Genomic DNA, 12,713 nt, shown 5'->3' with positions numbered 1-12,713 from the left:
TCAAACTATTCCCCTTATATCCTCAAGCTTCAGGCCTTTCTCCGTAAGAAATCTTGAGATACCAAGTTTTATCTCCTCTATCACATTCAACCCCTTCTTTACCGCAGTTCCAATTCCCACCGCATCAGCTCCGGCCATTATCATCTCCAAAGCAGATCTCCAGTCCTCAACACCCCCAACTCCAATTATCGATACCTCTGGAAAGGCCTTCCTTATCTCGTTCACAACCCTGAGGGCGACGGGCCTTATAGCAGGTCCTGACAAGCCACCGTATTTTCCTCCTAGGATTGGGGCCATTTCATCAATATCTATCACCATAGCTCTCAGGGTGTTTATAGCAGTCACGCCATCTACATGCTCTATGAACTTCTCCAAGTACTCTGGTATAGAGGGGAAGTGAGCCGATATTTTTGCAAAGATGGGAATGGATATCGATCCCTTTAGCTCTTTTGTCAGAGTTTTAACAAAAATAGGATCCGATCCCATCTCAAGTCCAAGTTTCCTTGAGTGAGGACAGGATAAATTCAGCTCTACTGCATCGGCTCCAGCTTCCTCCATCATCGAGGCAACTTTCAGGAACTCGTCTATATCCTCACCAGCTATGCTCGCAAATATCGGTATCTTTGCCTCTCTTTTAGCTTTGATTATCTCCTCAGCCATCTCCTCAGCCCCTGGATTCGGAAGCCCCATTGAGTTGACAAGACCGAAATCCAGCTCATAAACATTTGGAAGAGGATTTCCCTCCCTTGGCTTCAGTGTTGTTGTCTTGGTGGTTATTGCACCTGCGCCTGCATCAGCAAGCCTTTTCATCAAGCCACTAGTTGTGCCGAGTATCCCGCTTGCAATTACAATTGGGTTCTCCAGCTTTATTCCCGCTACGGATACGCTTAGCATATAACTTCCCTTTCCTTTTTTACTATCTCCTCAGCTGCTGAAACTGGATCTGGGCTCTCCGTGATAGCCCTTCCAACTATCTCAAAGTCAGCTCCATATCTTATGGCTTCTCCTGGCATTGCCCCCTGTTTAACAATACCAGGAGATAGAATGGGCTTTCTTGTCATCTCCCTTGCTCTTGATATGTATTCAGGCCTTGTGGCTCCCACTACAAAACCGTCAACATCAACTGTTATCCCATATTTTATCAATTTTTCGAAATTCTCCTCAAAAATAAAAGCATTTCTGTGGCTCATCATCGCAACGCCTATCGCATCGCATCCCCTCTCATGCAAGAGCTTTACCGATTCCTCCAAGCTCATTGGGAACAGGTGAAATATCATGCCCCTGAACCCCATCTCAACCAACTTTTCAGCTATTCTCGAGTTTATCTCAGGAATATCAGCTATCTTCATGTCCGAGATGAAATACAAATCTCTCTCCTTTTTTATGACATTTTCAGCTTTTCCGGATATTATTGGAACTGTTCCGAGCTTAACTCCTGCTAAAAGGCTTTTCAATTTCTCAATGAGGCTCAGATGAGATGGGTTATCTACAGCAAGTATAAGCCTGCTTCCTTTTCTTCTTGCCTCTTCTTTAAGAACCTCCAGCTCCAAATTACCCTCATAGCCTCAAATCTCCTCTTTAATAAACTTTTCTTATGCTGATGGAATGCACCGAACTTTTCTAATCCACTTAAAATTCTATACTTTAGCTAACAAATTCTAGCTTTGTTGTAGAGGAAATTCTTCCGAGCTTATTATTATAAAAATCGACTTACCCATTATCAGAAAAAGAGTAGGAATGTTCTTCTTTCTAGCATCTCTGCAATATCATAGTACTTGTCTTTTTGACGGAAAATAGCAGTGTTACAATGATAGTCGAACTCGAATATCTCTCAAACATCTTACTTTTTGCTTTTTCCTTCTTTTGATTTTTTTTAAGATTTTTAAATTCTGTTTGCTAAGAACTATAAGGGGAATCATGCGAATGAAAAAGCTTGGTATGTGGTGTGCTGTACTGCTTCTCTTCGAATTGGCCACCATAATAACAGGTCCACTGTTCTTCCTAAGAGGTGTTGCTATGTACTGCTCTATGAAAGGACATGTGGCCTGTGCTAGCGTAGCAACTATCGGATCATCACTTTTGTTAGGATTTGGAGGTGCATATGCCGGAGCAAAAACGGCAGCTCTGGCAGCTGTGGCAAAAGTAACTATATTAACTGTAGCGAAGGCAATTGGTCCATGGGGCTGGGCACTACTAATTGGTGGGGCTATTCTTGCATGAAAATGGCTAATTTCTCTACAATTCAATTTTTTTCTTTTATACCTATGCTAGCAATTGCTATTTTCTTTTTTATATCCTGTATTATCATGTTAGTAGCGGGTGATCCGCTTCTTGCACTCTGTATAGCTTCCCTTTCTCCCATAGCTCTGCTTCTCGAGAAGCCCTCTTTGGATGCCATAAGAAGAAGAACGAGGTATATTTCCCATTTGAATGGAATAGAAGTGAGAGCATCAGCAGGAGAACTGAGAGTAGGTGGAATGACAGTACCACTCATTAATGCACAGCCGTCTTTCACGATAACAACGAACCCTGTTATAATAGTTACTAATGCAGCAGTAGAGCAGCTGAGCAAGGGGGAACTCTCAGCCCTGATAGCACATGAGCGTGGGCATGTAGAGCTGGATCATGTAATGCTTTTCTATCTGCTAACTCCCTTTATCCTTTATCTAGCAATAAGCGTGGGCTTCCTCACAGAGGTTTTGGTGAGGGCTCAGCTTGGTGCTTTGAGCGCTGTCTCCTCCCTTTTTATCATAATTTTATCAGGTATGATAGGTGCTCGCACCTTCTATAGGGTACTTGAGAGGGAAGCTGACTGGTATGCCATTAAATCGGCTCCTGATGGAGCTTATTCTCTTCTTAAAAAGCTTTCATCAGGGGACTTGCCGAGATGGTTCAGAATTCTCAAAAGGCTGTTTGGTTACCATGATCTAGAGCGAAACAAATCCTATTCCAACCCTGAATCAACTTCTAATTTTGCTAAATCAACTCTCTTCCCTCTTTTTCTCCTTTCTCTTCTTCTCTCAGTTTTAATATTTAAAGCTGCAGTAGAATATGGATTTCACCCGCTCTCGGCTCTTTCCCTTCTCTTGGTAACCCTTCCCTCCTATCTAGCTGCATTTATCATATTCTCCTCAATTATATACAAGATCTTTAGATTTCTTGGTTTTCCATTCTATAGGATTAGAGCCTCTGTTATCGCATATTGGGGTGTTTCGACATTGCCTTTAGCATTTAGTTTAAAAAATATTATTATATTAGTTACATATAATTTACTTGGTGTTGCTCTCTCCTCTCTTGTCATGAGCAGAAAGCTTGGAATGAAAGAAAAGGCATACTCATTATTAGGGTGGGCCCTAATATGGGGGATAACTGTCCTAGCTATAACGTTAAGCGAGTTCCTCTTAGTTATCTAATCTCAATCTTGGTCGGCTACTTCACAGGTATCTTCATTTCATTGTTATTTCCATCAAGTATAGCAGTGAGCAAACTTAATATATTATATTTACTTGATATTTTTATGAAAAATTTAACAATATATCTTAGCATTATAGTGCTCCATAAACTCTCTGTAAAAGAGCTAGTGGCTGTGCTGATATTCCTTAGCTTATCTATGGGATCATATTTTGCTTTTCTCTCCATGAGAATAAATCCTCTCCTCGGGATATTCACAATTCTTCTCGTCACTCTTGAGGTCATGGTGACAGTTCTTGTGCTTACAAGAATTTCGTTTGTTGTTATTCTCACTGGAGTAGTATGTTATGCTTTGTTATCAATATTGGAGGTGTATGGGTATAACATGATTCTTAATGTAGGATAAGAGAAATTCCTTAAGTTAAAAGTACTAAAAATAAAAAGAGTTTAGACGCGCTCACCACTAAAGCAGTAGAAATATTTAAATTGTATTATCTCCTCAGCTTAGTGGAGGATGGTATAATGCTAGGTAAGAATCCCTTAGATCTCCCTGTTGGGAGAAAGTTCAGCAAGGAGGAGATGCTTGCAGCATTGCGCCTTGGCATAATAGCAGAGCTGGATGCGATAAATCTCTATATTCAGTTAGCTGAATGCATAGATGATCCCTCAGTAAAAAGAGTTTTCGAGGATATTGCAAAAGAGGAGAAAACTCATGTGGGAGAGTTTCTCGCTCTTCTCAAAAAATTCGATCAGGAGCAGGCGGCTGAGCTAGAAGCAGGGGCCAAGGAGGTTGAGGAACTTAGTTCCAAGCGGAAATCATAAAAAGTTATGAAGAATAAATAAAGAATTTTTTAATTTCAGTATTCAGAGTTTCCCCATCTTTTTTCATGCTTAAACTCCTCTCTTTCCGACCAATATCTGTCCAAGGATAGAGATCCGGTTAGAAATGCCTTTATAACGTCGCTGACTTTTCCATAAGCTCCGGTTAGAACCTTTATCCCCATTGAGTTGAAGAAATCCTGGGCTCTTCTTCCCATTCCGTAAGCTATTATGATGTCCACATTCAAGGATCTCAGGAAGTTGGGAATATCCCCTGGTCCGTGCTCCGAGAACGGGCATTTGACAACTTTATATCCCGTTATCTCGCCGTTTTCAACATCCACCAAGGTGTAATATGGGGCTCTTCCAAAGTGAGCAGACATCTCGCTTTCTAAACCTCTATCATCAACGCTTGGCACGGCAATTCTCATATTCATCCCCTTCTATAGAAAAAAGGTTCCTATAAAAATTTTTGCATATGCACAATGTTTATCTTCTCTCCAATTAATCCCATCTATGCCGATGGAGAAGCTTGAGATAACAATTGTAAGCGGGAAAGGAGGTGTGGGAAAGACGACGATAACATCCAGCCTGCTCTATCTCTTCCACAGTAAAGGGATGAGGGTAGTTGCAGCAGATGCTGATGTGGATACGCCGAGCCTCCACCTGATTCTATCGATGGACATAATTGAAAGGAAACCGCTGGTTCTCTCATCAAGAGCTAGGATAAAGGAAGATCAGTGCACTTCCTGCGGTATATGTGCTGAAAAATGTCCATTTGGAGCTATAGAAATGAAAGAGAAACCCTTAGTAATAGAGTACATGTGCGATGGATGCTCAGTTTGCGAAAAAGCATGTCCCTTCAATGCAATAGAGCTTTTCCAGTTTACAAGCGGAAATCTCATGATCGGCAGGACTAGATATGGATTTCCAATTGTAACAGCTCAGCTTGAGATTGGAGAACACAATTCAGGTCTTCTTGTGAATGAGGTGAGGAAAAAAGCTTTCGAGATCTATAAGGAGGTAGGAGGAGATCTGATCCTGACAGATGGAGCTCCAGGAATAGGATGCCCCGTTATATCTTCTCTCTCCGCCACTGATTATGCTGTGATAGTGACCGAGCCGACTCCTGAGGCTCTTCAGGGAGCTGATCGCATTCTGGAGATAACAAGGCACTTCAAAATCCCCTCTGGCATTGTGATAAACAGATATAACATGAGCAATTTCCTTGAGAAAATGTTGAGGCATTTCGAGCTCAGTGGATCCAAGGTTCTCGGGATGATACCCCTTGACTTCTCCGTTGTGGAGTCCGTCTCAAACGCCCGTCCAGTGGTGGAGCACAGGCCAGATTCTGAGGCAGCAGTAGCGATAAAAAACATGTTTAGTGAGCTGCAGGAGGTGTTGAACATTGTCTGAGCTGAGGGCAGTTGCAGTAACTGGAGGGAAGGGAGGAGCTGGAAAATCGACGGTAGCCGTTAACTTAGCTGCTCTTCTGGCAGATATAGGCTATAAAGTTCTGCTTGTGGATGCTGATGTTGATAATCCAAATGACCACATCTATCTCGGGATGGAGAGAAGAAAAGCTGGAGATATCGTGATAAAAACTCCCGTTATAGATCAAAACCTATGCGATGGGTGTCTGGAGTGCGTTAGAATATGCCCAACCCATGCTCTGCTCGGCAGAAAAGGAAGTATTCCGCTGTTCTTTGAGGATTCCTGCTTAGGATGCTCTCTTTGTGCAGAGATATGTCCAAAAAAGGCGATAAAAGATGGGAAAAAAGAGATAGGAACCCTTTATGATGGAGAATCAGATAGAATAAGGATTATATCTGCGGCTATAAAGCCTGGTGAAGCTAGATCACCTCTTGTAGCTTATAGCTTGGTGAAGTTCTTCAGACAAATCGATAAAAATCAGTTTGACAGGATAATAATAGATACATGTCCTGGAGTCGCAAACCCGGTAATGCAGGCATTAAGGCTCGCAGAACATGCTCTTATAGTTACAGAACCCACTCCTCTTGGCCTTAACACGATGAAGTTGTCGTTTAAAGCGATGGAGAAGCTTGGAATGAGCTTTGATATAGTGATAAACAGGGCAAATGTGCCAAGCGGGGTCACCAAGATAATAGAGGAGGAGGCTGCAAAAAGGGGGATTAAGGTGTTCAGAATACCTTATGATGAAGCAGTCATAGAAGCAGCTGTACAGGGAGTTCCTGCGGTTAAGAGAAACGAAAGGATGAAGCAGGCATTTCTCGAGATTGTAAGGGAGGTGTTCTCCATTGATTGAGAGGATATGGGAGAAGCTGAGGGAGGTCAAGGATCCTGAAGCAGGAAGATCTATTGTGGATCTGGGGCTTGTGGATGAGGTCAAGTATGACAATGGAGTGGTATACATAACATTCCACCCAACAACACCCTTTTGTCCATCTCCCTTATCTGTTCAGATCGGAGTAGACATATATGTCAGGGTATCCGAGATAGAGGGCATCAGGGACGTGGTTGTTAGGATAAGGGATCATGCATACGAGAACATGGTGAACGAGCTCATAGACCTAAACATAAGGAAGATCTCGGCAGAGCATGGATCCACACAATAAGTTTTTATATAAGAAAGTTAGGTTAATCTAAGGTGGTGATATGACAAGGGTTGCTGTTCCCTCCACAGGGCCGGATCCCGATTCTCCGATGGATCCGAGGTTCGGCAGAGCCCCTTACTTTATTATATTTGATTTGGATACAATGAAATATGAGACAGTGCAGAACACTTTCATGAACGCTCCTAGTGCAGCTGGTATTCAGACAGCGCAGCTTTTGATAGACAAGAAGGTGGATGTCGTCCTATCAGGAAATGTGGGGCCAAATGCATATCAAGCTCTTGTATCAGCAGGCATCCAAGTTATTCCCATATCAGCCAGAACTGCAAGGGAGGCTGTCGAGATATACAAGAAGGGAGGTGCGTCACAACAACACCCTCAAGCTCCTCCACAGCCATATCCCCCAGCCCCTATGCCAGCTTGGGGTAGAGGAGGATGGGGAAGGAGAAGAGGAGGCTGGGGATGGCAGGGATCTGGGATGTATCCTCCTCCGATGCCAGCATATCCACCTTATCCTCCAATGCCCTATCCAGCTCAGCAGATGAGCAGGGAGGAGGAGATATTTTTCCTAGAACAGGAGATAAAGAGGCTTGAGGATGAGCTTGAATCGGCAAGAAGAAGATTAAAGGAGCTGAAAGGAGAAAAATAAAAAAGGTTATTGCCTCCCCAGCTGCCCCTTCAGGCTGTTTATCCTCTCCTCTATCATTTTAAGCTCTGCTTCTAATGCTTTTTTGTAGTTCTCCAGAAGGAATAGCTCTTGTTCTGGTGTGGGCACTGGAGGCCAGGGATACAAGTACCAAGGCCAGAGATACCTAGGATACCACCATCCCCACATGCTCTCACTCCCTACCAAGGCCAATACCAGTAGTAGGGCCACCAAGCAGATCTTGGATACCAGTAGTAGGACCAGAGGTAAGGCCAGAGATACCAGCAGGCCCCCCTTCCAAATATCCATCCGGGCCTCTGCCAGGGAGGAAGATAGCTAAACGGGCCCCTTCCGGGCCATGGACCCCACCAACCCCTCCATCCCCACATCGTCTCACCTCCATTATGTGCTATTGCACATAATGCCTTAGGCGATATATAAATCTTTCTTTATTAATAAGGAATTTTATTATTTATACTGCTGAGCTCTCCTGAACTCCTCACTTAGCTCCTTCAGCCTTTCCACCCATGTCGGATTCTTCTCGATGATCTCATTAACTAAGCCCAGGTATCTTGCCACTCTAATTGTATTTGGGGATATTCTAATGAGCTTTCTTCCATTTACCACAACATAATGCTCTCTCTCAATACTCTCACCCAGTATGTACTCTGCCTCGTTGACGCTTGCTTGCAGTGCAAAACAATGGGGACTTCCATCTATTGTGACCACAGTGATTTTCTTAGGCTTGGAGGATCTTATTATGCTTGCAATTTTGCCATAATATGCTGCGGGCTCCCTCTCTGGGCATGCCAGAAGCGTTACTTTACCATTGCTCAGCTCTTTGAAGAGCTCTGGATTTACCGCTTGCAGGCACTCTGATGCTATCAGAATCTCAGCTCCTCTCAACAGAGGTGTCTTTACCCAAACGCTCCACACCTTCAAAGAATCATATGCCACAAGAACCACCATATCTTCGAATTAGATCCCCAGCGCTCGGCCCAGATCTGGCTGAGAGATATTTATCCAGCAGCAAAAACACGCAATATTGGCCGCACATAGTGCAGGATCTTATATTTCCGCCAAACTGCATCCTCACTTTAGATGCCTTCTCCGGATCCGGAGAGGCTTTTATCTGGCCCTCCCAGTCCAGTTTTGCTCGCATCAGCGAAACTCTGATGTCTTCTTCAGCAGCCTTAGCGCCAAGCTTCACGATATCACCCGCGTGAGCAGCTATTTTTGCGGCCAACAGCCCCTCCTTGACCTGTTCAACATTCGGCAAGCTCAAATGCTCAGATGGTGTTAAGTAACATATAAGATCTGCACCAGCAGCTGCAGCAATTGCTGCGCCTATGGCTGCCGCTATGTGATCATAGCCTATGGCCACATCTGTGACAAGCGGTCCAAGGACATAATACGGCAAGCCACCGCTCAGGGACTTCATCAACCTCACATCAGCAGCTATTTTGTCCAAGCTCATGTGTCCTGGACCTTCTATCATCACCTGAACTCCTTTAGCCACCGCATCCCTCGCAAGCTTTGAGTTATTCACAAGCTCGGCTATTTGAAGCTCATCATGTGCATCAGCTGTTGCTCCAGGCCTTAGTGCATCTCCCAAGCTTATAGTAGCATCATACTCCCCAAAAAGCTCTATAAGATAATCCCAATGCTCTAAGTACGGGTTTTCTCTGTTGTTCTCAATCATCCAAGCAGCTAGGATGGATCCGCCTCTGCTAACTATTGGCATGATTCTAGAGCCTCTTACAGCCCTTAAAGCCAAATCCCTAGTTATTCCGGCATGTATAGTCATGAAATCCACTCCATCTCTTAGGTGTCTCTCAACAATGGACACGAACCAGTCTGATGGTATGTCAACTCCACCGAATTTTCTTATCCCTTCAATCCACGCTTGATATGCGGGGACTGTGCCGAAGGGAATTCCATCTGATTCCTCAAGAAGCTTCCTTCTGATATAATCCAAATCACCGCCTGTGCTGAGATCCATTATCGTGTCCGTGCCATATCTCACTGCAGTTCTCACTTTTTCGATCTCCATTTTCATATCAGCAATAGCGCCACTTGTCCCGACATTTACGTTTACCTTTGTCCTCAGGCCCTCACCAATGCCGGTAATACGTATTTTAGGTCTTCTATTATTTCTTACAATTATAATCCTGCCAGACGCCACCCTTCGTCTTAGGGTCTCGTAATCAATGCCCTCCACTCTGGCCAGCTCAGCTATCACATCGACATGTCCACCACATCTAGCCTCCGATATAACGCCCATCATGACCCCTTCCAGCGGGATCAGGAGGATACCGGCTAAGAAGGCATCCCGGGCACGATCCCTACGCCGGCATTACCCGGATCAGGTTCGAGGGGTCGGCAGCCACAAGCTGCCCTCTCAGCCGGGTTTCCCCAGCTCCCCCTGTGCCCGCTAAGATAAGGCTAATTAGTTGAGATTAAAAAAAAGTTTTCCATAATCTCAGTTAGATTCAGGTATTTCTCAAAATTTTTACCTTGTTTTTATATACTGCAATAATATATTTATAGAACCAAAAGTTAAATCTGGGTAACAATTCTGTTACCCAGAGTGAATAATGCGTTTATACGAGATCAAGGAATTGCTGGAGTCCTCAGGTAGGCTTGTGGTCGATGTAAAGCAGCTATCTATCCTACTGGGGATACCAAGAAGTCATGCAAAGGTATACGCAGCCCGTCTTGTGTCCAAAAATTGGGCTTGGAGGCCGAGAAAGGGGATAATAGCCCTGACGGATGATGAGTTTGTGCTTGCCACTCAGCTGGTAGAGCCCTCCTACATCTCCATGCACTCAGCTCTCTACCTTCAGGATCTTCTAGATCAAGTTCCGGTCTTGATAGATTGCGTTACAACAAGGCAAAGCTTAAGCCTGAAGAATCTGGGAATTAGATACAGGAGGATAAATCCAATGCTCTTCTTTGGATATAAAAGGCTTGACAGGCAGAAAAGCTATGTTCATGTGGCAATTCCAGAAAAAGCAGTTCTTGACATGGTTTACTTTGGCTATTCACCGCCAGACGGCATAGAGCTGAATATGGACATTCTTAGCAGGATGGCAGAGAACTTCTCCATGCTGAAAAGTCCAAGAGCAAGAAGAGTTGCGAAGTGGGTGAGAGGTATATGCTGACTAAGGAGGAACTGGCAAAGTTAGCTAAAGCGAGAGGAGTAAGACTCTGGCAGGAGGAGAAGAGGTATGTGCAGGCTCTTGTGATGTATGCCCTTAGAAACTGGCCGATAGTGATGAAGGGAGGCACCTATCTGTGGTTCTTCCACGGTCTGAACAGGTTCTCAGATGACCTAGATTTCACTCAGTTGGGGCAGATAGAGGAGTCAATTGAGGAACTAACCCTAGTTCTTGAGCTCTTTGGTGCAAAAAATTCAGTGAAAGTGATAAAAGATGATGATTATGTTCTGATGTTCAGGATAAGCGTCAGAGGGCCTCTTTACACATCCGAAAAGGACCTTTGCCATGTCAGAGTGGAGATAAGCAGAAGGGAGAGTGTTGCTCTTGATCCTCTTTCTGTCAGACTGGATGAGCCTTATTACGGTATTCCCATAGCATTTCTCAGGGGAATGGACTTAAGAGAAGTGTTGGCTGAGAAGATAAGAGCTGCTTTTGTGAGGGGAAGTGCAAGAGATCTCTATGATGCTTGGTTCCTCGTGAGGAAAGGTATTTCAATCGATAGTAATCTTTTAACACAGAAACTGAATTTTTATAATATCAGAACAGATATATCATCAATTATCTCCGGACTGAAGAGGCTTCAAGCAAGGTGGAGCTCTGAGCTGAGGCCTGTTGTATTCGGGGAGGTTCCAGATTTTCAGGAGGCATTTAAGGTAGTGAAAATGGCTCTTGCTGCAGGTGTTTGATTTTAGGAACTTTCTGAAAGTGATGGAGGTAAATTACTAATTGGGCTTGAGAACAAATTTTCAGAGAGCCCTAGATTCCAAATTCAGCTTAATCGATCAGTTTTACTCCATATACCTCTTCTGCATATGTCAGTATTGTCTCTAAAATTGTTCTCGCTTTTTCATAAAGCTCTTCTGCCTTTTTTAGATCGTACAAACTTGATGGAATCACAAGCTTCCCAAACTTCCTCATCGGATATCTGCTCCTCAGCCACTCTTTCTCCAGATCTATAAGATCTTTGGCTATATCTGATAGCTTTTCCGACCATTCATCAGGTGATTTTGATACTATAGCACTCACAAAATGGGATGCCACAAGTTGCTCTGCAACTATTATGTCATTTAACAGCAATATCGATTTTACAATTTTCTCCGCTGCTTGTTGAGCATGATATACAGAATCAGCATAAAGACCATTCTCAAGAAGCACTTTTGAGCTCCTGAGATCCTCCTTTGCCCTTCTCGCAAACTCTCTCGCCATCTCCAAGTCAGGCAAAATCACGCACCCCACCTTTGTCAACATGAATTGATCCGGCTCTCCTGAGCATCTCGCTTGCTCTTTCAATCCAGAAGTAGACAGGATATTTAGCGTATATTATTTCATATCCGGATAGAACTGCAGAGACAAGAGGGGAGGCCTTTAACACCTCCTCAATGAAATCCTGAAGGGAGACAACAAGGATATGCTTTCCCTCCTTGTAGATAACCTCCCCTCCCTTGCTTCTTGTTATCACTAAGATGTCCTCATCCGATGACTCATGCGAATATCCCTTGACCCTCGATCCGAACCTTATTATTCCCATCATCTTGTCCCAGACCTATCTCACTCAGGAGTTTTTGCATCTCCACAGATCAAGCTGTTGTTCACAATATATAAATTTTCATAAGGAGTGCTTAATCCCTGTTGGCACAAAATTTCCAGATCCCTACTCAGGGGATTCTCCTGCTGGAGATCACGTGATGTTTGGTATCCTTGCCCTATACCTGTGTTCATTGAACTCCCCTACTGTCATGCCGGCAATTCTTGCTGCCCTGTATATGTCCCCTTTCTCGATGAAATACAGTAATGCTGCCCTTATATGCGGAGGCTGGGCTTTTATGAATTCCCAATCAGCATTTCTCCTTCTTATCTCCCTGAACTCCCTATCCTCCTTCTCCCACTCCTCAACTCTCATATTCTCATGAAAATGTATGACTAATTTAAGTTTATGCTTTTCCTTCTATGTTCAGAAAATTCATTGCTCAATGTCCGCGGAAGACACCTTCAAAACTAACTTTAAGAATGCTCAGCAACCTT

General features: G+C 43.8%; 20 protein-coding genes and 1 riboswitch. Of the genes, 10 read left to right on the top strand and 10 right to left on the bottom strand.

All coding sequences use genetic code 11. The features are described 5' to 3' along the window. Together D6D85_RS02295 and D6D85_RS02290 are read right to left on the bottom strand one after the other, a co-directional pair. Nucleotides 1–894: a dihydroorotate dehydrogenase gene (locus D6D85_RS02295; protein WP_125670463.1), complete on the bottom strand. Its 894-nt coding sequence runs from the start codon at nt 892–894 to the stop codon at nt 1–3. Beyond that, nucleotides 888–1,550, bottom strand: coding sequence for an orotidine 5'-phosphate decarboxylase (locus D6D85_RS02290; protein WP_125670462.1), 663 nt, complete (start codon nt 1,548–1,550; stop codon nt 888–890). Before D6D85_RS02290 ends, D6D85_RS02295 begins: the two co-directional genes overlap by 7 nt. A gap of 367 nt (nt 1,551–1,917) precedes the next feature. Here D6D85_RS02290 and D6D85_RS02285 point away from each other — a divergent pair, with 367 nt between their 5' ends. The 4 genes from D6D85_RS02285 (at nt 1,918) to D6D85_RS02270 (ending at nt 4,233) form a co-directional block, all read left to right on the top strand. Beyond that, nucleotides 1,918–2,220, top strand: a complete 303-nt coding sequence (locus D6D85_RS02285; protein ID WP_125670461.1) for a hypothetical protein — start codon at nt 1,918–1,920, stop codon at nt 2,218–2,220. Between the two features lie 86 nt (nt 2,221–2,306). Beyond that, on the top strand, nt 2,307–3,413 hold the full coding sequence (locus D6D85_RS02280) for a M48 family metalloprotease (RefSeq protein WP_161969637.1): 1,107 nt from the start codon (nt 2,307–2,309) through the stop codon (nt 3,411–3,413). A gap of 137 nt (nt 3,414–3,550) precedes the next feature. Further along, nucleotides 3,551–3,817, top strand: a complete 267-nt coding sequence (locus D6D85_RS02275; RefSeq protein ID WP_125670459.1) for a hypothetical protein — start codon at nt 3,551–3,553, stop codon at nt 3,815–3,817. A gap of 116 nt (nt 3,818–3,933) precedes the next feature. Continuing rightward, nucleotides 3,934–4,233 (top strand): ferritin family protein, encoded by a 300-nt coding sequence (locus D6D85_RS02270; protein WP_125670458.1) that lies wholly within the window; start codon nt 3,934–3,936, stop codon nt 4,231–4,233. Between the two features lie 35 nt (nt 4,234–4,268). Here D6D85_RS02270 and D6D85_RS02265 read toward each other — a convergent pair whose 3' ends face one another. Beyond that, nucleotides 4,269–4,661 (bottom strand): NifB/NifX family molybdenum-iron cluster-binding protein, encoded by a 393-nt coding sequence (locus D6D85_RS02265; protein WP_125670457.1) that lies wholly within the window; start codon nt 4,659–4,661, stop codon nt 4,269–4,271. 85 nt (nt 4,662–4,746) lie between these two features. Here D6D85_RS02265 and D6D85_RS02260 point away from each other — a divergent pair, with 85 nt between their 5' ends. Genes D6D85_RS02260 through D6D85_RS02245 form a run of 4 tightly spaced genes read left to right on the top strand, consistent with a single transcriptional unit; the run spans nt 4,747 to nt 7,473 of the window. Next, entirely contained in the window at nt 4,747–5,646 is a 900-nt protein-coding gene (locus tag D6D85_RS02260; RefSeq protein WP_125670456.1) for a nucleotide-binding protein, read from the top strand. Further along, a complete protein-coding gene (locus tag D6D85_RS02255; protein ID WP_125670455.1) occupies nt 5,639–6,517 on the top strand; it encodes a nucleotide-binding protein in 879 nt (292 codons plus the stop codon). The genes D6D85_RS02260 and D6D85_RS02255 overlap by 8 nt, the downstream gene beginning before the upstream one ends. After that, complete coding sequence (locus tag D6D85_RS02250) at nt 6,510–6,827, top strand: metal-sulfur cluster assembly factor (RefSeq protein ID WP_125670454.1); 318 nt, start codon at nt 6,510–6,512, stop codon at nt 6,825–6,827. Before D6D85_RS02255 ends, D6D85_RS02250 begins: the two co-directional genes overlap by 8 nt. 40 nt (nt 6,828–6,867) lie before the next feature. After that, the gene (locus D6D85_RS02245) at nt 6,868–7,473 is read left to right on the top strand and encodes a NifB/NifX family molybdenum-iron cluster-binding protein (protein WP_125670453.1); all 606 of its coding nucleotides are present in this window, start codon (nt 6,868–6,870) and stop codon (nt 7,471–7,473) included. Between the two features lie 6 nt (nt 7,474–7,479). Here D6D85_RS02245 and D6D85_RS02240 read toward each other — a convergent pair whose 3' ends face one another. From D6D85_RS02240 to thiC, 4 genes are all read right to left on the bottom strand, one after another. Further along, the gene (locus tag D6D85_RS02240; RefSeq protein ID WP_125670452.1) at nt 7,480–7,659 is read right to left on the bottom strand and encodes a DUF5320 family protein; all 180 of its coding nucleotides are present in this window, start codon (nt 7,657–7,659) and stop codon (nt 7,480–7,482) included. Nucleotides 7,660–7,670: 11 nt separating this feature from the next. Further along, a complete protein-coding gene (locus D6D85_RS16660) occupies nt 7,671–7,859 on the bottom strand; it encodes a hypothetical protein (protein ID WP_125670451.1) in 189 nt (62 codons plus the stop codon). Between the two features lie 79 nt (nt 7,860–7,938). Beyond that, nucleotides 7,939–8,439: a 4Fe-4S ferredoxin gene (locus D6D85_RS02230; RefSeq protein WP_125670450.1), complete on the bottom strand. Its 501-nt coding sequence runs from the start codon at nt 8,437–8,439 to the stop codon at nt 7,939–7,941. After that, nucleotides 8,417–9,754, bottom strand: coding sequence for a phosphomethylpyrimidine synthase ThiC (gene thiC / locus D6D85_RS02225; RefSeq protein ID WP_125670449.1), 1,338 nt, complete (start codon nt 9,752–9,754; stop codon nt 8,417–8,419). The genes D6D85_RS02230 and thiC overlap by 23 nt, the downstream gene beginning before the upstream one ends. A 40-nt stretch (nt 9,755–9,794) precedes the next feature. After that, a riboswitch (TPP riboswitch) is annotated at nt 9,795–9,906 on the bottom strand. Nucleotides 9,907–10,067: 161 nt separating this feature from the next. On the opposite strand from thiC, the gene D6D85_RS02220 reads away from it, so the two are divergent. Together D6D85_RS02220 and D6D85_RS02215 are read left to right on the top strand one after the other, a co-directional pair. Next, on the top strand, nt 10,068–10,634 hold the full coding sequence (locus D6D85_RS02220; RefSeq protein ID WP_125670448.1) for a type IV toxin-antitoxin system AbiEi family antitoxin domain-containing protein: 567 nt from the start codon (nt 10,068–10,070) through the stop codon (nt 10,632–10,634). Further along, a complete protein-coding gene (locus D6D85_RS02215; protein WP_125670447.1) occupies nt 10,613–11,377 on the top strand; it encodes a nucleotidyl transferase AbiEii/AbiGii toxin family protein in 765 nt (254 codons plus the stop codon). Before D6D85_RS02220 ends, D6D85_RS02215 begins: the two co-directional genes overlap by 22 nt. Before the next feature lie 88 nt (nt 11,378–11,465). Here D6D85_RS02215 and D6D85_RS02210 read toward each other — a convergent pair whose 3' ends face one another. From D6D85_RS02210 to D6D85_RS02200, 3 genes are all read right to left on the bottom strand, one after another. After that, nucleotides 11,466–11,912, bottom strand: coding sequence for a HEPN domain-containing protein (locus D6D85_RS02210; protein WP_161969636.1), 447 nt, complete (start codon nt 11,910–11,912; stop codon nt 11,466–11,468). Beyond that, nucleotides 11,905–12,219 (bottom strand): hypothetical protein, encoded by a 315-nt coding sequence (locus D6D85_RS02205; RefSeq protein ID WP_125670445.1) that lies wholly within the window; start codon nt 12,217–12,219, stop codon nt 11,905–11,907. Before D6D85_RS02205 ends, D6D85_RS02210 begins: the two co-directional genes overlap by 8 nt. Nucleotides 12,220–12,369: 150 nt before the next feature. After that, a complete protein-coding gene (locus D6D85_RS02200; protein WP_125670444.1) occupies nt 12,370–12,591 on the bottom strand; it encodes a hypothetical protein in 222 nt (73 codons plus the stop codon). Nucleotides 12,592–12,713 lie beyond the last annotated feature (122 nt).

Origin of the sequence: Candidatus Methanodesulfokora washburnensis, assembly GCF_003947435.1 — an archaeon.
Lineage (GTDB): Archaea > Korarchaeota > Korarchaeia > Korarchaeales > Korarchaeaceae > Methanodesulfokora > Methanodesulfokora washburnensis.
Note: the sequence above shows the minus strand (reverse complement) of the source record. Positions and strands in the feature narration are given on the sequence as shown.

Coding starts and splice junctions, on each gene's coding strand:
- D6D85_RS02295 (WP_125670463.1), bottom strand. CDS start 894: ATGCTAAGCGTATCCGTAGCGGGAATAAAGCTGGAGAACCCAATTGTA.
- D6D85_RS02285 (WP_125670461.1), top strand. CDS start 1,918: ATGCGAATGAAAAAGCTTGGTATGTGGTGTGCTGTACTGCTTCTCTTC.
- D6D85_RS02280 (WP_161969637.1), top strand. CDS start 2,307: ATGTTAGTAGCGGGTGATCCGCTTCTTGCACTCTGTATAGCTTCCCTT.
- D6D85_RS02270 (WP_125670458.1), top strand. CDS start 3,934: ATGCTAGGTAAGAATCCCTTAGATCTCCCTGTTGGGAGAAAGTTCAGC.
- D6D85_RS02265 (WP_125670457.1), bottom strand. CDS start 4,661: ATGAGAATTGCCGTGCCAAGCGTTGATGATAGAGGTTTAGAAAGCGAG.
- D6D85_RS02260 (WP_125670456.1), top strand. CDS start 4,747: ATGCCGATGGAGAAGCTTGAGATAACAATTGTAAGCGGGAAAGGAGGT.
- D6D85_RS02245 (WP_125670453.1), top strand. CDS start 6,868: ATGACAAGGGTTGCTGTTCCCTCCACAGGGCCGGATCCCGATTCTCCG.
- D6D85_RS02240 (WP_125670452.1), bottom strand. CDS start 7,659: ATGTGGGGATGGTGGTATCCTAGGTATCTCTGGCCTTGGTACTTGTAT.
- D6D85_RS16660 (WP_125670451.1), bottom strand. CDS start 7,859: ATGTGGGGATGGAGGGGTTGGTGGGGTCCATGGCCCGGAAGGGGCCCG.
- D6D85_RS02230 (WP_125670450.1), bottom strand. CDS start 8,439: ATGGTGGTTCTTGTGGCATATGATTCTTTGAAGGTGTGGAGCGTTTGG.
- thiC (WP_125670449.1), bottom strand. CDS start 9,754: ATGGGCGTTATATCGGAGGCTAGATGTGGTGGACATGTCGATGTGATA.
- D6D85_RS02220 (WP_125670448.1), top strand. CDS start 10,068: ATGCGTTTATACGAGATCAAGGAATTGCTGGAGTCCTCAGGTAGGCTT.
- D6D85_RS02205 (WP_125670445.1), bottom strand. CDS start 12,219: ATGGGAATAATAAGGTTCGGATCGAGGGTCAAGGGATATTCGCATGAG.
- D6D85_RS02200 (WP_125670444.1), bottom strand. CDS start 12,591: ATGAGAGTTGAGGAGTGGGAGAAGGAGGATAGGGAGTTCAGGGAGATA.